Raw genomic sequence first — 20,415 nt, forward strand, 5'->3', positions numbered from 1 at the left:
CTGGGCGGTTCCGCCGTTTGCGGAGGTATGAAAACTCGTCCCCATGGCGAACGTTTTCGGCGAGGACGCCGAATCGATGTCATTCCAACGTATCTATTTCTATTAAGGAACTCGCATGGCCGCACAGCATGGTGTCATCGTATCCAATCCGATTCTTCACGGCATGTATCCGGATCCCAGCTGGATCTGGGACGGTGAACGACAGGAAATCGTCCTGGTCAATTCCACGTTTGAATTGGTCCCGGGTTTGCCTATCCACGTGTCGACCGACATGGCGCATTGGACGCATGCATCCGATGCGATCAACGCCGACATGGCCCGTCGTCTGTTGATTCCATTCGTTGATGATTCCGGCGGAGTCTACGCGCCGACCCTGCGAAACATCGGCGGCAAATATGTGATCGCATGTACGATCGCGCGCATTAACCAGGAGATGGCGCTGTCGGGCGGATGCACTCAGGCGGAATTGGATGCGGCATTGGCTGCGGAAGGCAATTTCATCATCGAGGCCGATTCACTGGAAGGGCCATGGCGCGGGCCGTTCTGGATCACCGGTGCCGAAGGCATCGATCCCGACATCTTTGAAGATTCGGACGGCACGGTTTACTGGACGCAGACCAGGCCGGCTGTTGATTCGCAGTGGGAAGGTCAGACTGAAGTATGGACGCAGCGCATCGATCCCGATGGGTGGAGGCTGATCAATGATGGAGGTGTCGCAGGTGCCGGCAAATCTGTGATTTGGAAGGGTTATGGCGTGGAGGCCGTTTGGGCGGAGGCCCCGCACCTGTACCGAATCGGCGATTACGTTTATTTGATGACAGCCGAGGGCGGTACCAGTTTTGAGCACAGCGAAATGGCGATGCGTACGTACGCGCCGAATGGCTTGCGCGCTGCCGTTGAAGCGTTCGATAAAGCATTGAACGAATCCGGTGATGTCATTACGCCGGCTCGTGAGAACGAGCGTTGCTATGTTGGCGTGTATCGTCGTCTGTTCCATGCCGATAAGAAGAATCCGATTTTGACGCATCGGCATCTTGGCTTGGCTGATCCGATTCAGTGTGTCGGACATTTCGACATGCTTCACCATCCGACGCTTGGTTGGTGGATTGTCACGTTGGGCGTGCGTGAAACCGTCGGTGCTCAGCCGGGTGAATTACTGAGCTATTTGGGACGTGAATCCTTTGTCGCGCCGTTGACGTGGGAGCACAATCCTGCAAATTGGAAATTGGATGGTACCGGCGTTCCGATTACTCCGCAGGGCGATCCGGGCTGGCCGGTCGTCGCCGCCGGATTGGGACGTTTGCCTGAAACGATTGATATCGTCAACAATGGTGACGGCAACGCGGCGATTACACTTCATGCGCCGTCTGCTGACGCTGCTGAAGGTACAACGATGACGGTGCTTGATATGACGATCGATTCGCTTGAAGACGATTCGTTGGTGGCTGTTCGTGGGAATCGAAGCGTGCTGTATCGCCGTATCAGTGAGGATAATACGCTGATGCCGATGCCACAGTGCGGTATGCTGCGTGTCCAGCAGAATTCGACGAATTATGTGACGCTGTATATGTCGGAGAACAGCGTGAACCGTCTGACGGTCAATGCCGGTGAGCGGTCGCAGGCGATGCTGCCGTTTGAAAAGACCGCTGACGGACTGACGGTGGCTGTGCTGTTCCATGATAATCGTCTGATGATTATGCAATGCGCGAAGACCGCACTGTCTGAAGCGAAAGGCGATGGTCTGACCCCGGGTGAATTGCTGGAGGACCCCGATACGACGGTTTTGGAAGAACTGGATGCGCGCTTTATGAGTACGGAATGGTCCGGTGGATTCGTCGGGTGCATGGCCGGTAGTGTGTATGACCGTGAGGGATGCTGAATTGTCGTTACGGCATTCCGCGGGACGGGATGCTCCCGACAAGACCAATGCTGTGGATTCGGCTGAGGAGCGTTTTCCGAAATTACTGACGATTGCTCTGGTTATCGGCCCTGCATGCTGGCTGCTGCCGCATCAGGGCGCCATTTCCACGTTGCTGCCGCAGCGGCTGAACGTCATCGCCCCTGACGACAAGGTGTCATTGCTGGTGATGTTCTCCTCCACCGCCATGGTGGTGGCATTGTTCTCGAACATCATTCTCGGCGCGCTCTCCGACAGGACCAGGTCTCGCTTCGGTAAGCGCAAGCCCTGGATCGTGATCTGTTCGATACTGTCCTGCCTGATGCTGTTCATGTTCGGACAGGCGCGCAGCATCGGTATGATGCTGCTGTGGTGGTGCCTGTACGAGGTGGTGGTCAATGGGGTGGCCTCCGCCATGGTGGCCCAAATGTCCGACCGCGTTTCCCCGCGTTGGAGGGGCACGGTGTCCTCGGCGTACGGCATGGGGCAAATGGGAGGCTCTCAGCTAGGCGCTTTGGTCGCGGCCCAGTTCCTGGACAATGTGACGGTCGGTGTGAATGTTCTGGCCGCCATCGCGATTGCCGGCGGTATCGTATCCGCGTTGCTTGCTGCGGAGCCGGGTAACGAGCATGAGCCAGCCAAGCCGTTGCACGTCCGTGAATTGGCGTCGATGTTCATGTTTCCTACTCATGGAGCGCGCGAATTCTATAAGGTGCTGGCCGGACGTTTCCTGCTGGTCACCTGCTCCAGCATGGCATCGAATTACATGCTGTACATTATCCAGGATTATTTGGGGCTGGATTCCGCGGATTCCAGTCGGCTGTTGTCTGCCAATGCGGCCATTGCGCTGGTTGTGGGTTTGATCTGCTGCGTCATAGCAGGTCCGCTGTCGGATCGGATAGGGCATGTCAAAGTGTTGACGGCTTCCACTACGATGATTATCGCTGTGGCCGCAATGCTCGCTTTTATCATTTCCAGTCCCGCTGGCATATTGCTGTTCGCTTTCGTCAATGGCATCGGTAATGGTGCGAATTCCGCGCTGATTCAGACGATAAGCCTGCAGGTACTGCCGAATCCGAATGCCGCCGCCAAGGATTTGGGCTTTCTTAATTTAGCGAACACCTTGGGAGGCGTGTGCGCATCGTTCGTCGCTGCGGGAGTCATTGCGTCCTTCGGCTACAGATATATCTTCCTGTTCGAAGCGATTGGCGTATTGCTTGCGGCGGTGTGCTTCTTGTCGGTCGAATCCGTAAGGGCAACGCATTAACAGCAGCCTGTATACGTGGGGGGCGATGCAGAAAATCTGCGTTGCCCCCATGCGCTGTTGCAGTTAGATTTTCGGCACACTGGTGGTATTACGTTCGATAAGTTGTGTCGGCAATATAATGCGGCGCTCTGTTATGGGCTGTCCAGCGTCTTTCTCATTGCGCGCGTTCATGATGATGTCCAGCGCCTCTTGCGCAATGCGACTGAGTGGCTGCTTGATTGTGGTGATATCAAGAACGTTGGCGGGGAACACATCGTCGAATCCGATGACGGAAAGCTCGTCTGGAATGAGGATTTTGTGTCGTGCGGCGACTTTCAACACGCAAAGCGCAGAAATGTCGTTGAAGGCAAAGATTGCCGTTGGTGGCTGGTTCATGGTGAGAAATTCTTCGGCCGCTATAAGAGCGAGTTTGCTGTTGTAATCGCCGATTTTGATCATTTCTGGGCTGAGGCCGATTCCTACTTCGTTCAATGCGGTGCGGAAGCCCGACAATCGCGCCGCTGATGCCTCGGACGTCGAAGGGCCAGTGATGACGCCGATTCGTTGATGTCCAAGTTTGGTTAAATGGCGTCCTACGAGCAAGCCTCCCGACCAATTATCAAGACCCACGGATAGTAGATCGTCACTGATGCCACGACTGAGATTGATAATGATGTATGGGATTGCACGTGATCGGAACAGACGCCGTTCTTGTTCCGTGACATCTTCCAGTTCAAAAATGACGCCAAGCGGATTGCGGTCCAGAATTTGACGGAATTGCTCGGTTCTGTCTGTTGCTGCCGGCACTTCGCTGATGGTGATTCCTATACCCAAAGTCGATGCATGGGTGATGGCACCTCGTACCAGTTCGATGGTGGAAGTACTGAATGTGTGCGAGAACACCAGTTCGATGGTTTTCGATGTTTTCCCGCGAGGAGCCGGTTTCCTTTCGTAACCGTATTGTGCAAGCACCGTTTCCACCCGCTCGCGCGTGTTGGCAGATACGCCCGGACGTCCATTGATTACTTTCGAGACCGTAGGCGCGGACAGTCCAGTGAGTTTTGCGATTTGAGCGATTGATATTTGGCTTTTGGACATAACCGGACTTTCATACGTCGAAGGATAGCAACTACATAGTGTACTTGGAATCATGCTGAGGCTTATGCCGTATGGATTGCCCGCGTACTGCTGCGAATGACAAGCGAGGTCGGCATGATGATATGTTGCTGCTCTTCGGTCTTGATCCCATCGTTGGTGAGGACCATGCGCGTGGCTGCTCGTGCCATATCCTTAAGGGGTTGGCGCACTGTGGTGAGTCCGGGGCCGAGAAACGCCGAAGTCTGGATGTCATCGAAACCCACTATGGACAGGTCGTCAGGAATCCTCAGCCTGAGTTGTCGTGCCGCCTCATATACGCCCATTGCCTGTAGGTCGCTACCTGCAAAAATTGCGGTCGGGCGAAGAGCGGGATCTTCCAACAGCGTCATGGCTTGGGCGTAACCGCCAGGAGTGGTGAAATCACCTTCGGTAATCAACGATGGGTCCAAAGGAATGCCATATTCGGCGAGTGCGGCTATATAGCCATCCAATCTGGCCCGGGAACACACCATTTCATTTGGGCCGGCGATGACGCCGATGCGAGTATGCCCCAGTTTCAACAGATGTCGGGTGGCGATGAGGCCGCCTGTCCAGTTGTCGGCTTGCACAGACATGCTGTTAATCGTCGGGTCTCCGGATGGGTCGAAGATGACGAATGGGATGTTGTGCGAGTCAAGGGCGTTCCTTTCCTCATCGGTCAAATCTGAGAAGATAAGGATGACTCCGGTCGGTTTTCGGTATAGGACCCCGTCGATCCATGACGATCCGGGGTGTTGCCGGTCTCCGCTTTCGGTGGTGATGACGCTGGCGTGATGGAATTTCGCTTCGCTGAGAATGCCCCGGAGTACTTCGAGCGCCCATATGCTGTCGAAATCCTGAAATACCACTTCAACAAGCTGTCGAGGCTTCTGAGATGGGAATCGTCGCGCGTATCCGCTTTTTTGCAGGGCGTCTTTGATGACTTTTCGTGCGGTAGGGGACACGTCCGAACGGCCGTTCAGGGTTTTCGACACGGTTGCCAGCGAATAGCCCGTCATTTTGGCTATGTCGGAGAGTTTTACGGAGGAGACCGTTTTTTTGGTTGATGGTGTCGAGGGGGACTTCGTCATGTTGCCTTCTTTATATAACGGATGTTTCTTTATTGTATTTCGAAAGTTTCGAAAATGGAAATTCGTTTATTCAAAAGCTATGTAGTGTTGAAAAATCGCCATTTTTAAACCTTTTTGCGACAGCTTTGACTTAATTTGACGAATAAATAAAATCCTTGTATAGTAAAAACCGTCGAAAACAATGATAAGTTTTCGAAAACGAATTTGAATGATTTCGCAGGATTCGATTGGTTGTGTTAAAGGCGTAAACGGAACCTGCGGTTTGATTTAGGTTCGTTTGAAGAGTGTCGTTTGGCTTCATTCGCTGAACGGTAGTGGCAAGGAGGAGACAATGAAGTTCAAGCCCATCGCTGCAGCGACGCTCGCTGTGGCAACTTTGATCGGTATGAGCGCCTGCGGAAGCAGCAATAATGCTGATGACAATACCATCGTTTTTTGGCATAATGCCACTTCCGGTGACGGTTTGCAATACTGGAAGGATGTCGCGGCGGCCTTCGAAAAAGAAAACCCCGGCGTGACCGTTGAAATCGAAGCGATCCAGAATGAGGATTTTGAAGGTAAGCTGACAACCGCTATGCAGGATCTTTCCTCTGGCCCGGATGTCTTCATGTCGTTGGGTGGTCAGAAGGATCAGGATATGATTGATGCGGGTCAGATGATGGACCTGACCGATAAAATCTCCGATACCGTTAAGACTCAAATGGCTTCTTCTTTGGAGTCTGCGACATACGACGGCAAAGTATACGGCGTTCCGGTGACGGTTCAGCCTGGCGGTATTTGGTATTCCAAGGATCTGTTTGAGCAGGCTGGTATCACTGAAGTGCCGACCACATGGTCGGAGTTCCTGGATGCTTGCCAGAAGCTAAAGGATGCCGGTATCGCCCCGATTGCGTTGGGTGCGAAGGATGCTTGGCCGGCAGGACACTGGTACTACTGGTTGTCCCTGCGTTCCTGCTCGACCGAAGCGTATGACAAGGGTATGACCGATAAAGACTTCTCTGATTCTTGTTGGGTTTCCGCTGGCGAGAAATTGCAGGAGCTGAATGACAAAGGTATGTTCAACGAGGGCTACCTGACCACCACCGCTCAGCAAGGTGCAAGTTCTTCGGCTGGTCTTTTGGCGAATCACAAGGCTGCGATGGAGCTCATGGGCACTTGGGAGCCGGGCGTTCTGAAGGATCTGACTCCGGACAAACAGCCTATGGCTGATTTGGGCTATTTCGCATTCCCGACGCTGGAAGATGGTGAGGGTGAGGAAGGTGCGCTGATGGGCGCCGCCACCAGCTTTGCCGTGAATCCGGAAGCTCCGGACGTTGCTGTTGATTTCGTCAATTTTATGGCGGAGAAGGAATGGCAGGAAAAGTATGCGACCGCATTCTCGACCATTCCGGCTTCTGAGGAAGCCTATGGCGCTGTCACTGATGAGAACCTGCTGACCATCATCGATGCGATGAAGCAGTCCTCCGGCATGAAGTTGTGGATGGATTCTTCTTTGGGCGCCAATGTCGGTAACGCTCTGAATACCAGCATCGTCAACCTGCTGACTGGTCAAGGTACTCCTGAGGACATCGTCACCGCGATTGAGGATGCCGCAGCCAAGGGCTGATACGGACAGTAACTAAGTGGAGGCGGATTCGTACCTGATTTATCAGTGCAGCCGCGCTGTGATTGATAAACGGTTGAATCCGCCTCCTATCGCGTCTGGTAACAGGACAAATCGATGGAGATGCTATGACAAGTGCAACAACGCGGCGGTCGGCCGCAGAAAAGAAACCAAGCAGCGGAAAAGGCCGGCGTGCGGCTGAGATAACGTTGCTTTCGGCCCCGGCCATCATCATTTTCCTTATGTTCGTAATCTTCCCCCTTATTCTGGGTGCATATTACGGCTTTTACAAGTGGAAGGGTTTCGGAATGCCTTCCGAAACCGGCGAATTCATTGGCCTCGGCAATTACGTCACGGCATTGAAGGATGCCAGCTTCCAGTCCGCTATCCTTCATACCTTCATTGTGGTAATCGGCTCGCTGGTCATCCAAGCTCCATTGGCCATCCTGTTCGCACTGCTGCTGAACCAGAAGTTCAAGGGCCGCGGTCTGATCCGTACTTTGATCTTCGTTCCGTACGTAGTCTCCGAAGTCATCGTTGGTACGGGTTGGAGCCTGATTCTGCAGAAGACCGGTGCTGCTAACGAGATTCTTGCTAATTTCGGCATCGACGGCCCTGACTGGCTGGCAGATCCGAAGTTCGCTATATTCGTCCTTCTTATTCTGATCAGCTGGAAGTACATCGGCTTCGCCGTCATCTTGATGCTTGCCGGCATGCAGTCCATTCCTGAGGAATTGTACGAAGCCGCCCGCGTTGATGGCGCTACTTTCTGGCAGATGCAGTGGCGTATCACACTGCCGCTGCTGGCACCGACCCTCCGTATCTGGGTCTTCCTGTCGATGATCGGCTCTCTGCAGCTGTTCGATTTGGTGTACATTATCTGGGGAAGCTACATTTCCGAGACCGCCGGTGTATCCACCATGGCCACCTATATGGTGCGTGAAGGCCGTGACGCCGGCAATTATGGCTATGGCTCTGCAGTCGCCATCATCATCTTCATCATCTCTTTGGTGATTGCTCTTACCTATCAGCGTTTCGTGCTCAACCGCGATTTGGATGGTGCCCTGACCGAACAGAAGCAGGCGAAGAGGCGCGCGGCGAAGCGCGCTAAGGAAGCGCAGCGTCTTGCCGCTGCAGGTGAGGTGAAGTAACATGGCAAAGAAAAATACGCAGTACACTGCTGCGAACGGATATCGTGTATCGCAAAAGACCCCATGGGGTAATCCCATCGTCTATTTCTTCTCTTTGGTCCTTGTCGCGATCTGCGTCGTTCCGGTTCTCTACATCATTCTTGGCGGTTTTCGCACCAATTCGCAAATCACCAATCATCCTTCGGGACTGCCGAATCCGTGGGTCATTGATAACTATATCAACGTTTTCGCCAGCGATATTTTCTGGGGTGAACTGAAGAACTCGTTGATTGTGGCCATCTGCACCATGGTCGGCGTGGTCGTGCTTGGTATCATGGTGAGCTTCGTCATCGCTCGGTACAAGTTCAAGTACGCCCCGGTGATGTATGCACTGTTCTCTGCGGGCCTGATGTTCCCGATGACCGTCGGCATCACCCCGCTGTACCTGATGATTCGCAACCTTGGTCTGTCGAACTCTCTGGCCGGTATCATTTTGCCGCAGATTGCATTCGGCTTGCCTCAGACCATCATTATCTTGGTGCCGTTCCTGCAGTCAATCCCGAACGAACTTGAAGAGGCGTGTCTGCTTGATGGATGCTCTCGACTGGGCTTCTTCTGGCGCATGGTCATCCCGTTGTCGATGCCAGGCGTCGCTACTGTCGGCATCCTGCAATTCGTCGGCAGCTGGAATGGTTACATGCTTCCGCTCTTCGTGCTCAGCAGCTCTGACAAGTACACCCTTCCGTTGGGTGTGTCTATGTTCAGCTCGGAGCATTCCGTGGATACGGCAGCCGTTTTGGCCTTCACCTCTTTGGCGATGCTGCCGGCCCTGATCTGCTTCACCATCTTCCAGAAGAAGATCGTCGGTGGACTGACCGGCGCTGTTAAGGGCTGATTGCGGCTTAACTATAAGCCATACATGAAAGGAGCTGTGTTCAAGAGACATTTCATTACGAGGTGGCTTTTGAACACAGCTCCTGCATAAGGAGTATTCTATGCAAATCGCAAACCCTGTTCTCCCGGGATTCAATGCTGATCCCTCTATGATTCGAGTTGGGGATACCTATTACATTGCCAATTCCACGTTCGAATGGTTCCCAGGTGTCCGTCTGCACGAGTCCAAGGACATGGTCCATTGGAACCTGTTGCCGAGTCCACTGAGCCGCATAAGCCAGCTTGATATGCGAGGCAATCCGTCATCCGGTGGCATCTGGGCTCCAGATCTTTCCTATGCGGACGGCAAATTCTGGCTTATCTACACGGACGTGAAGGTCGTGAACGGCGCGTTCAAGGACTGCACGAACTATCTGGTGACGGCAGAGGACATTCGTGGTCCGTGGAGCGAGCCGGTTCGTGTGAACGGCGTCGGCTTCGACGCAAGCCTGTTCCATGATGACGATGGCCGTAAGTATCTGGTGCAGCAGACTTGGGATTTCCGTGAATACCATCATCAATTCGACGGCATCACGCTTACCGAATTCGATGTGGAGACGATGAAGCTCAAGCCGGAAACCGAACGCACGATCTGGCGTGGCACGGATGTCAAACTTACCGAGGGGCCACATCTGTACAAGATCAATGGTTATTACTACCTGTTCGCTGCTGAAGGCGGCACCGTATACACGCATCAGGAAGTCGTGGCCCGTTCCAGGTCTTTGGACGCACTGTCCTTTGAAGGCATGCCATCGAATCCGTTCATCACGAATTTCGACACGCCCCGTTCCTATCTGCAGAAGCAGGGCCACGGTGCGCTGGTCGATACCCCGTCGGGCGAATGGTATTATGCCTCGCTGTGTGGCCGTCCGTGGCATCATGACAATGAATCCTTCACCGATCCTCGCGGCTGGTGTACGCTGGGCCGTGAAACGTCCATCCAGAAGGTCGAATGGACCGAGGACGGTTGGCCGTACGTTGTCGGAGGGCACGGCGGACAGCGTTATGTGGATGCCCCGAAGGACGCCATCGAGACCGAGGCGCCTGCGGATCACAGCCAGCATGACGATTTCATGTCGGACACGTTGGACCTGAATTGGAACACGCTGCGTGTGCCGTTCGATAAGAACATGGGCAAGGTCGGCGGCGGTGCATTGGAACTGCGTGGCCAGGGTTCGCTGTGCAATCTGTTCGACCTGTCGTTGGTGGCGCGTCGTTGGCAGGCGTTCAACTTCGACGCGACCGTGAAAGTCGAGTTCGATCCGAAGAACTACCGTCAAATGGCCGGTCTGACGAATTACTATGACGATTTGTGCTGGTCCTGGGTGTTCGTGACCTGGGACGAACAGCGTCAGTGCCGTGTGATTGAAGTCGCACAGAACGATTTCAACAACTACACGTCTTTCCTGCGCGACAAGGCACCTGTTGTGCCGGATGATGTGAAGACCGTATGGCTGCGCACGAAGGTGCGTAAGCAGTGGTATTCGTACGAATATTCGTTTGACGGGACCACGTGGACTGATTTGGGCCTCAAGCTGGACGCGAAGATTCTGTCGGACGACTATATCGTGCGCCAGTACGGCGGCTTCTTCACCGGAGCATTCGTTGGCATGGCTGTGGTTGATTTGTCCGGATACGACAGGGTCGCGAAATTCGGCGAATTCGATTATCGGGAATTGCCTGATAACGAATAGGTGTTCTGGTGGCGACGGAAACGTGTGTTTTCGTCGCCACTGGCGTATGCAAACCGTCATGAATCGTATATGACGGAGATTTCATATGGCCGGTCAAAGATGGAAGAAAGGGGAAAGCGACGATGCTTGCGGTGCCGAAGATTTTCGATGACGGATGCGTGCTGCAATCCGGACAGGACGTGCCGGTGTGGGGGTGGTGCGAACCACGGCGGAGCGTGACGGTCACGGTTCAGGAACATGCGGTGACGTCTCAGGCCGATGAGAAGGGCGCTTGGAAGGCTGTTCTCCCCTCATTGAATCCCGGTGGGCCGTTCACGATGGTCATCGAATGCGGGACCGAACAACTGACCCGTGAATGTTATGTAGGTGAGGTGTTCCTGTGCTCGGGCCAATCCAATATGGAACTGCCGATGCAATGGGTCAAGCCGGATTATCCTTCGGAATTCGAGAAGGATCCGGATCCGTTCCTCCGCCAGTACAAAGTCGTGTGGCGTTATGACTTCAATGGTCCGGTCGCCGATCATGAAGAGGCGCATTGGGCCGCCTGCGATGCGGACGGTCTGCCCGAATTCTCTGCCGTCGCTTACTTCTTCGCCAAGCAGATCCGACAGCATTACAATGTTCCGGTTGGTCTGCTGAACGTGTCGTTGGGCGGTTCCCCAATCGAATCCTGGCTGGATTGGGATACGTTGCAGCGGTTCCCCGATGCGGTGAAGGAACTGGAGCCGTACCTGGGGGAGGGCATTGCCGAAAAACGCAGTGCCGACAGTATTGCCGCACAAGCTGACTGGCTGCGTCGCTTGGATGAGAGCGAATTGCCACCGGAACAATGGCAGTGGTGTACGATGAACATACCTGCTGTGTTCCGTGAAACAGGGTTACCCGATTTTCGTGGTCGTGTGGAGTTCCGCAAAACCGTATATCTGCCCCGCCAATGCGATAGCAAAAGCGCGTTGTTACGTCTTGGTCTGTGGATGGACAGTACCGAGGTTTTTGTGAATGGGCGGCACGTCGGTAGCACCACATGCCAGTACGAGCCGTTGGATTTCACGATCGATGAAGGCATTCTGCATGCCGGTGCCAACGAAATCCGCGTTTGCTTGATTTGCGAAAACGATATGGGATGCGTCGTTTCAGGCAAATCCATGTTCCTGCGTGTCGGAGACGAATCTTTCGACGTATCCGGAGCATGGCGGTATGCGGTCATCTCGCGCACCGATGAGAACCGACCAATCGAGGATTTCGTCCGCTGGAAGCCGGTCGGCCTGTATAATGCCATGCTGGCCCCGTGCATTCCTTACGGTGTCCGTGCGGCACTGTGGTATCAGGGTGAATCAAACACCGGTGAACGCGCCACACAATACCATGACATGCTGGCCGCAATGATCAATCTGTGGCGTTGTAAGTGGGCGCAAAAACGTATGCCGTTCCTGATTGTCCAGTTGCCTGTCTTTTCGATGAATTGTCTCGATGATGGCGGTTGGCCGCTGATTCGTGAGGCGGAATGGCAGGTGTCGCAGGACGTGAATGATGTGGCCACCGTCGTCACGTTGGATGCTGGTGCTTGGAACGACCTGCATCCCTATAACAAACAGCTGGTTGGTACGCGTTTGTTCGAAGCCGCGTTGTCACTGGTCTACGGCGAGAACACCCTGCAGCCAGCCGTACGCGATGTCACCATTGACCGGGCCCGCAATGAGGCCGTTATCTCGTTCGTGCATGTGCCGTACGGTACGAAGCCTGATGACAGTGCAGAGGATTGTGCAATGGCGACGTTGGACGGCGGTGTTCCGGAGGAATTCGAATATGTCTGGTCCGACGGCGGCACCGTGCAGGCCATGCCGGCGATCATTGACGGGAACACGGTCCATGTTGCGTTGCCGCCGCGTCGTCCGGAATCCATCCGATACGCGTGGGGCAACAACCCGCATCGCGGGTTGCTGTGTGACGAGTACGGTATACCGGTGACGCCGTTCCGTATCAAATTGTCGTAACGAGATTTTGTATTGGTCACATCCCGATATTGAAGAAGGAGATTCAACAATGACGTTTGAATACCATGTCAAACCAACCGGCAGCGATGCCGCGTGCGGCGACGTGGAGCATCCGTTCGCCACGATTTCCAAGGCCGCGCGGGTGGCCTCTCCGGGCGATACGGTGATCGTGCATGAAGGCGTATACCGCGAACAGGTTGATCCGAGGCACGGTGGTCTGAGCGAACATGAACGCATCACCTATTGCGGAGCCGAGGGCGAAGCTCGGCCGGTTATCAAAGGCTCGGAATGCGTGCAGGGCTGGACGGAATTGGCCGATCATCCGCATGTGTGGACGGTGACGCTTGACAACGCGATGTTCGGCGATTTCAATCCTTTCGCGACTGCGATTTTCGGTGACTGGCTGGAAATGCCCAAGTTCGGCAAGGAGCCGGACAAACATCTTGGTGATGTGTATCTCAACGGTGTCTCCTTCTTCGAATCGACGACGTTGGAAGGTGTATACGACCCGCGACCTCGTGACACGGATGAGGATTTCGCGTTGAAGATTCCCTGCCCTGTACCGGATGCGGACCGTACCCGTTATGCGTGGCATGCCGAAGTGGACGAGCGTGCCGGCACCACAACGATCTGGGCGAATTTCCAAGGTGCCGATCCGAATGCGGAACTGGTGGAAATCAGCGTTCGTCGTGCGTGCTTCTTCCCGTCCCGCAACCATGTCAACTACATCACTGTGCGCGGTTTCGAAATGGCGCAGGCCACCGGCGATTGGGCGCCACCGACCTCGCAGCAGTGGGGTATGGTCGGTCCGAACTGGTCGTATGGCTGGATCATCGAAGACAATGTCCTGCATGACGCCAAATTCTCTGCGGTGTCGTTGGGCAAGGAAAACTCATCCGGCGACAACGAGTGGGCGAAAACCGAGCGCAAAACCGGTTACCAATACCAGTTGGAGGCTGTGTTCAAGGCCCGTCGCATCGGCTGGGAGAAGGGGCTGATCGGCGGTCATATCGTACGCAACAACGACATCTACGAGTGCGGCCAGAATGCCATCGTCGGTCATATGGGCAGCGCATTCTGCCGTATCGAGCACAATCACGTCCATCACATCGCGCTGAAGCGCGAATTCTTCGGATGGGAAGTCGCCGGCATCAAATTCCATGCCGCATTGGATACGGTCATTGCCAACAACAACATCCACGATTGCTCGCTGGGCATGTGGATGGATTGGCAGACACAGGGCACGCGCATCACTCGCAATGTGTTCCACAACAACGTGCGTGATCTGATGATTGAAGTGAGTCATGGGCCGTATCTGGTGGACAATAACGTTTTCGCTTCGCCGGTGATGTTCCAGAACTGGTCGCAAGGCGGTGCCTTCGTCAACAATCTGATCTGCGGCGCCATCGAACCACATACCGTCCCCGACCGTTCCACGCCGTATCACTATCCGCATACCACCGAGGTGGCCGGATGCGCAGTGGTGTCCGGCGGCGATGAGCGTTGGCTGAACAACATGTTCGCGCCGCAGCCGGTGAAGCCGGCCGTCGGTGAATATGGTTTGTCCGCTTACGGCGATTGCCCGATGTCGATGCATGAATACTTGGAACGTCAGCGGGCCATGTGGGCCGATCCTTCACAGGGCGGCGGCGAGCGAAATCCGTTGCAGTCGCTGTATGCTGGCGGCAACGTCTACCTGTCCGGTGCCCGGGGTCTGAGCAAGCAGGAAGGCATGGTCGACGATTCGGGTCGTATGCGGGAGGATGCCCCATTCTTCGGCGGCACCGCCTCTATGAGCGTTGCATGTGATGAGTCCATGCCGGTGACATTGGTCGAAGAAGCCGATGGACTGTACCTGCAGTGCGCTGTGCCGCAGGCCGTCGCCGATACCAGGATGCAGGTCGTCACCAGCGATATGCTCGGCGTGCCGCGCATCGTGGAAGAACGCTACGAACAGCCCGATGGCGGTGACTATGTGCTGGACACCGACTTGCTGGGGCAAGCCTTGACGGCAACGGAACGCAAGGCCGGTGCATTGAATGGCCTTGCCGCTGGAGAGAACCACATTCGAATCTGGAAATGGAACAACTGATATGACAAACACGGCCGATACCAACAAGACATTGGATAAATCCATGTTCGCACAATGCGGATATGCCCAGGACGACATCGACAAGCGCGTGGCGCAGGTCTGGCATGAGATCTTCGAAGGTCCGAACAAATTCTATTGGGAGAACGACGAAGGTCTTGCCTATGTGATGGACACCGGCAACAACGATGTGCGTACCGAAGGCATGAGCTATGCGATGATGATCGCCCTGCAATACGACCGTAAGGACGTATTCGACAAGCTGTGGGGCTGGGTAATGCGTCACATGTACATGGAGGAAGGTCACCATGCGCATTATTTCGCATGGTCGGTCGCGCCGGACGGCACGCCGAACTCGAACGGTCCGGCACCTGACGGCGAGGAATATTTCGCGATGGACCTGTTCCTCGCCTCCCGTCGCTGGGGTGATGGCGAGGATATCTACGAATATTCCGCATGGGGACGCGAGATCTTGAGATATTGCGTTCATAAGGGCGAACGATACGACGGCGAACCCATGTGGAATCCCGACAACAAGCTCATCAAGTTCATTCCGGAGACCGAGTGGAGCGATCCGTCCTACCATCTGCCGCACTTCTATGAAGTATTCGCCGAAGAAGCTGACGAAGAAGACCGTCCATTTTGGCATGAGGCAGCCGCCGCAAGCCGTCGCTATCTGCAGGCGGCCTGCGACGAGCGGACCGGCATGAACGCTGAATACGCGGATTATGACGGAAAGCCGCATGTCGACGAGTCCAATCATTGGCATTTCTATTCTGACGCCTACCGTACTGCGGCGAATATCGGACTGGATGCAGCCTGGAACGGTCCGCAGGAAGTGCTGTGCGACCGCGTCGCCGCGCTGCAGCGATTCTTCCTGACCCACGACCGTACTAGCGTCTACGCCATCGACGGCACCGCCGTGGACGAGGTCGTGCTTCATCCGGTCGGATTCCTGGCCGCGACCGCGCAAGGCGCACTTGCGGCGGTGCATTCGGCCCAGCCCGACGCGGAACATAATGCCCGTGAATGGGTGCGCATGCTGTGGAATACGCCGATGCGAACCGGCACGCGTCGTTACTATGACAATTTCCTCTATGCTTTCGCCATGCTGGCGTTGAGCGGAAAGTATCGGTATGAATGATGATTACCTCAACTAATCCTATGGTCTACACGGATTTTCCTGATCCAGACATCATCCGGGTCGGGGACGTGTATTACATGGCCACTACGACTATGCATTTCACACCCGGGTGCGATATTCTGCGCAGCTATGACCTAGTGCATTGGGAATTCATTGCGCACGCATTGAATATCGTGGCGGATACCCCTGAAGAACGTTTGGAATGTGAAGGTGCCAACGCCTACGGTCGAGGCATGTGGGCGCCGTCACTGCGTTACCATCGGGGCACTTGGTATGTGTTGTTCGCCGCCAACGATACGCATGCCAGCTATCTGCTGACGGCGGACGATCCATGCGGCCCATGGCGAAAGCGTGAGCTTGACGGCTTCTATTATGACAGCGGACTGTTCTTTGATGACGATGATCGAGCCTATGTCGTACATGGGCAGTCGACATTGCGCATCACGGAGTTGAATCCTGAATTAAGCGGGCCGATGCCGGGTGGGCTCGACCGGGTCATCGTGCAGGACGATCCGCAGGCTGACCTTGGTTATGAGGGCAGTCACCTGTACAAGCATGATGGACGCTATTACGTCTTCACCTGTCACTTCCCGCAAGGCAAGGGCAAAACAGAAGCCTGCTTGATGGCCGAATCCTTGGATGGCGCTTTCGAAGTGCGTGAAATTATCGAAGACGACCTGTCCTTCCACGGTTACGGAGTCGCGCAAGGCGGTATGGTGGACACTCCGGACGGCGACTGGTATGCATTCATGATGCAGGACCGCGGCGGTGTGGGACGCGTGCCGATACTGATGCCGATGCGGTTCGGCGAGGACGGATTCCCCGTCGTCGGCGAGAACGGCAAAGTGCCGCAGTCGGTCAGCGTGCCGGCTGCAAGCTGTGCCGAACCTGTCACGCCCATCAACGGCAGCGAATTCATAGCCCGGTATAACGCCGAAGGCGGAGTCGATGCCAACTGTCTGCAGCCATACTGGCAGTTCAATCACATCTCACATAACGAATACTGGTCACTGACGGAACGTCCGGGAGCATTCCGTCTGCATTCCGGACGCATCAGCTCGAATCTCAATCATGCATGGAACACGCTGACGCAGCGCACGATGGGGCCTGTGACGGTGGCCGAAGTCACCGTCGACGCGTCGACATTGCACGATGGCGACTTCGCCGGATTGGCGGCGTTCCAAGGATGCTATTCCTACATCGCGCTTACGCGAAAGAACGGCCGCACGATGCTGACCGTCCAATACAAGCCGGCGAATGACGATTCCATCTTCTCCGATAATGATTGGGACAGTCCAGCCGTAACGGATGCGGAAATCATGGCGGATGAGGATTGCATGCGCCTGCGCGCGGTATATGATTTCACCGATTGCAAGGATGAAGTGACGTTCTTCTACCGCGATGCGGATACGCCGGAATCCGAATGGCGTCCATTGGGGACAGCGCACCGGATGGTCTTCAAAATGGATCATTTCACAGGTTGCCGTATCGGATTGTTCCTGTATTCGACAAAAGAGACCGGTGGAATCGCCGATTTTTACGACTTTGCGTATTCGACGCCGGATACGAAGGAAAGAGAGCAATGAAGCGACAGGTCATAGTGGCGCAAGGAACTGTCGAAGGCTTGGCGGCTGAAGATCAGGGCATCACCGTGTTCCGAGGGGTCCCGTTCGCCCAGCCTCCTGTCGGGGACTTGCGTTGGCGCGCACCGCAGCCGGCCCTGCCATGGGATGGTGTGCTGCAAGCCTTCGATTTCGGGCCTACCGCGATGCAGCCGACGCCGGGCGCCTCCGATGATTTCTATGATCGTGAATGGGGCACTGATCCGGCCGTGCCGATGAGCGAGGATTGCCTCTACCTGAATATTTGGACTCCGGCATTACGTGGATATGGCGCGGATAGCATGGTAGCCTCCGAAAAACTGCCGGTCATGGTCTGGATCTATGGCGGAGCCTATCAATGCGGCGGCACATTTGAAAAGGAATTCGACGGCACACATCTCGCCGCGAACGGCGTCGTTGTGGTCAGTGTGGCCTATCGTCTGAATGCATTTGGGTTTATGACGCACCCTTTGCTGCATGAGGAGGCCGTAAAACGCGGCGACGGCGAACCATATGCGAATTTTGGATTCCTGGATCAGCGTGCCGGAATCCAATGGGTGAAGGAAAACATCGCGAAGTTCGGCGGAGATCCGGAAAACATTACGGTTTTTGGCCAATCGGCCGGTGCCGCCAGCGTCTTGGCCCAGATCTGCTCGCCGATGAATCATGGCCTGTTTCAGAAAGCCATCATGCAATCCGGCGCAGGCCTAGGGTATTTCAATGCGCGGCAGGACACGCTGGAGCATGCGCAGGCCAACGGAATCCGTCTGTTCGAAGCATTGGGTGTCTCCACGCTGGAACAGGCCCGTGCAATCCCGGCCCGAACGGTATTGGAAGCCGCCGAATCCCTGCCGGTTCCACCGGACAGCGGACGTGAAGGCGATTGGTCGATGATGGTCAACTGGGTGCCGTGCATTGACGGCTTGTTCCTGCCCGATCAGGAAGCCGAAATCATCGGGCGTGGCGACGCCAACGAAGTCGATGTAATGGTCGGTAATACGACGAACGAATTCATCGTTCCTCAAGCAGATGGCAGTCTTCAACATGTCGGGCAAATGGGCAATCTGGCGTTCATTCATGCGTGGACAACCGCATATGACAAAGCTCCCTACTACTACCATTTCGACGTTGATATGCCGGGAGACGATGCTGGAACCTTCCACTCATCCGACTTGTGGTTCTCCTTCGGCAGCCTTGCGAAATGCTGGCGTCCATTCGTTGGATGGCATTACGATCTGGCAAGGCGAATGGGCTTGTATTGGACCAATTTCGCCGCCAATGGCGATCCCAACGGAACGGACCGCGACGGAGCGCCGCTGCCCACATGGGGTCGTTGCGTCGGAGAGAAATGCCCTGCCATGCATTTGTGCCAAAAGCCGGGCATGCAGACGGATTGGCTCACCGAAACAGATCGAAAGGCATCTGGCCTGTGACGGCATACAGTTGATGTGTGAATACTGATGCATAGGCAGGGACGGTCTTTGCAGATCGTCCCTGCCGCATAATGGTTCGCCGGCAAACAGACATGGTCGCCCATCGTCGGCTGTACATCCTGAGAAAGCATTTGGTGAAAGGAACGTCATGCGCAATTTCATTTTCCACAATCCTGTGAAAATCTATTTCGGCAAAGGACAGGCTGCGAACATCGCACAGGAGGCCCGCAAATATGACGGTGCCGTGCTGATGGTGTACGGCGGTGGGTCGATCAAACGCAACGGCGCCTACGACGATGTGATGTCTGCATTGTCCGAAGCCGGCAGCAGAGTCGTGGAATTGCGTGGCGTCACGCCCAACCCGCGCCTTGACAAAGTGCTGGAAGGCGTGGAATTGGTGCGCCGCCATCATGTGGGCCTGGTACTTGCGGTCGGCGGCGGCTCGGCAATCGACTGCGCCAAATTCATCTGTCTCGCCAGCGGCATCGGCGAAGACGAGGACGTCTGGGACGACTATATCGAAACCGGCAAGCCCGCGCCGGAACATCTGTTGCCGTTGGGCGTCGTATTGACCACCGCAGCCACCGGCTCCGAAATGGGCGACGCCGCGGTACTGACCAATTGGGAGCGCCATCGCAAACTCGGCTACACGTCCTTCCCGCTGACGCCGAAATTCTCCGTACTTGATCCCAGCTATCTGATGACGCTGCCGGATGTTCAAACCACATACGGTTTCGTCGACATGTTCTGTCACACCTGCGAACAGTATCTGTCGCTGCCCAGCGACGACAACCTGTCCGACGAAATGGCCGAAGCCATCCAGCGCCATATCCTGCGCTCGTGGCGAGACTGCCAGCGTGATCCGAAGGATTATCGCGCGCGCAGCAACGCGATGTGGGATTCCACGTTGGCGTTGAACCGTCTGATCTCCCGCGGCAAGGAAGAGGATTGGGTGACGCATGGCATCGAGCACGCGATCAGCGCCTACTATGACGTCGCGCACGGGGCCGGTCTGGCCGTCGTGCACCCGCATTGGATGAAGTATGTGTATCGTTTCTGCCCTGAATCCACTGCTCGCTTCGCCCGTTGGGCAGTGAACGTATGGGGCGTTGATGCCACCGGCAAGAGCGAACAGGTCATTGCCGAGGAAGGCATTGAACGGTATTCCGATTTCCTCGCTCGCGTAGGAGCGCCGCGCACCTTTGCCGAAATCGGTGTGCCCGCCGACGGTGAGGACTTTGATGCGGTGCTCGACAGGCTTGCCGACCATGCCGGCAACGCCGGCGGTTCCTATCGTGCGATTACACGTGATGACGCCCGTGCCATCCTCGCCGACTGCGTCGCTCCCGTGACCTTCTGAGCCGGCTTGCGTCTTTGGAATTTGAAAGGAACGCTGATATGACAGTTGCAAAGGCGTTTACGTGCCGTTGCCGGAGAAACGCGG

General features: G+C 55.5%; 14 protein-coding genes. 12 read left to right on the top strand and 2 right to left on the bottom strand.

Annotated features, from left to right (window positions below; genetic code table 11):
* The first annotated feature begins 115 nt into the window (after window positions 1-115).
* Together AC1AWD_RS01440 and AC1AWD_RS01445 are read left to right on the top strand one after the other, a co-directional pair.
* A complete protein-coding gene (locus tag AC1AWD_RS01440; protein ID WP_476563283.1) occupies window positions 116-1,879 on the top strand; it encodes a glycoside hydrolase family 43 protein in 1,764 nt (587 codons plus the stop codon).
* The gene (locus AC1AWD_RS01445) at window positions 1,860-3,164 is read left to right on the top strand and encodes an MFS transporter (RefSeq protein WP_476563284.1); all 1,305 of its coding nucleotides are present in this window, start codon (window positions 1,860-1,862) and stop codon (window positions 3,162-3,164) included. Before AC1AWD_RS01440 ends, AC1AWD_RS01445 begins: the two co-directional genes overlap by 20 nt.
* Before the next feature lie 63 nt (window positions 3,165-3,227).
* Here AC1AWD_RS01445 and AC1AWD_RS01450 read toward each other — a convergent pair whose 3' ends face one another.
* Window positions 3,228-4,241, bottom strand: coding sequence for a LacI family DNA-binding transcriptional regulator (locus AC1AWD_RS01450; RefSeq protein WP_476563285.1), 1,014 nt, complete (start codon window positions 4,239-4,241; stop codon window positions 3,228-3,230).
* 62 nt (window positions 4,242-4,303) lie between these two features.
* Window positions 4,304-5,350 carry a LacI family DNA-binding transcriptional regulator gene (locus AC1AWD_RS01455; protein ID WP_476563286.1) on the bottom strand — a complete coding sequence of 349 codons (1,047 nt, stop codon included), beginning with the start codon at window positions 5,348-5,350 and terminating at the stop codon, window positions 4,304-4,306.
* Between the two features lie 331 nt (window positions 5,351-5,681).
* Here AC1AWD_RS01455 and AC1AWD_RS01460 point away from each other — a divergent pair, with 331 nt between their 5' ends.
* From AC1AWD_RS01460 to AC1AWD_RS01505, 10 genes are all read left to right on the top strand, one after another.
* A complete protein-coding gene (locus tag AC1AWD_RS01460) occupies window positions 5,682-6,956 on the top strand; it encodes an ABC transporter substrate-binding protein (RefSeq protein WP_476563287.1) in 1,275 nt (424 codons plus the stop codon).
* 125 nt (window positions 6,957-7,081) lie between these two features.
* A complete protein-coding gene (locus tag AC1AWD_RS01465) occupies window positions 7,082-8,104 on the top strand; it encodes a carbohydrate ABC transporter permease (RefSeq protein ID WP_476563288.1) in 1,023 nt (340 codons plus the stop codon).
* A gap of 1 nt (window position 8,105) precedes the next feature.
* Window positions 8,106-8,978, top strand: a complete 873-nt coding sequence (locus AC1AWD_RS01470; RefSeq protein WP_476563289.1) for a carbohydrate ABC transporter permease — start codon at window positions 8,106-8,108, stop codon at window positions 8,976-8,978.
* 100 nt (window positions 8,979-9,078) lie between these two features.
* Window positions 9,079-10,710, top strand: a complete 1,632-nt coding sequence (locus AC1AWD_RS01475) for a glycoside hydrolase family 43 protein (protein WP_476563290.1) — start codon at window positions 9,079-9,081, stop codon at window positions 10,708-10,710.
* A gap of 122 nt (window positions 10,711-10,832) precedes the next feature.
* The gene (locus tag AC1AWD_RS01480; protein ID WP_476563291.1) at window positions 10,833-12,704 is read left to right on the top strand and encodes a sialate O-acetylesterase; all 1,872 of its coding nucleotides are present in this window, start codon (window positions 10,833-10,835) and stop codon (window positions 12,702-12,704) included.
* A 49-nt stretch (window positions 12,705-12,753) separates the two neighbouring features.
* Window positions 12,754-14,796, top strand: a complete 2,043-nt coding sequence (locus tag AC1AWD_RS01485; protein WP_476563292.1) for a right-handed parallel beta-helix repeat-containing protein — start codon at window positions 12,754-12,756, stop codon at window positions 14,794-14,796.
* A 1-nt stretch (window position 14,797) separates the two neighbouring features.
* Window positions 14,798-15,937, top strand: a complete 1,140-nt coding sequence (locus tag AC1AWD_RS01490; protein ID WP_464343351.1) for a glycosyl hydrolase family 8 — start codon at window positions 14,798-14,800, stop codon at window positions 15,935-15,937.
* The gene (locus AC1AWD_RS01495) at window positions 15,934-17,523 is read left to right on the top strand and encodes a glycoside hydrolase family 43 protein (RefSeq protein ID WP_476563293.1); all 1,590 of its coding nucleotides are present in this window, start codon (window positions 15,934-15,936) and stop codon (window positions 17,521-17,523) included. Before AC1AWD_RS01490 ends, AC1AWD_RS01495 begins: the two co-directional genes overlap by 4 nt.
* Entirely contained in the window at window positions 17,520-18,971 is a 1,452-nt protein-coding gene (locus tag AC1AWD_RS01500; RefSeq protein WP_476509598.1) for a carboxylesterase/lipase family protein, read from the top strand. The genes AC1AWD_RS01495 and AC1AWD_RS01500 overlap by 4 nt, the downstream gene beginning before the upstream one ends.
* Window positions 18,972-19,119: 148 nt before the next feature.
* A complete protein-coding gene (locus AC1AWD_RS01505; RefSeq protein WP_476509545.1) occupies window positions 19,120-20,331 on the top strand; it encodes an iron-containing alcohol dehydrogenase in 1,212 nt (403 codons plus the stop codon).
* Window positions 20,332-20,415 lie beyond the last annotated feature (84 nt).

It is taken from the genome of Bifidobacterium sp. LH_512, from assembly GCF_056356435.1.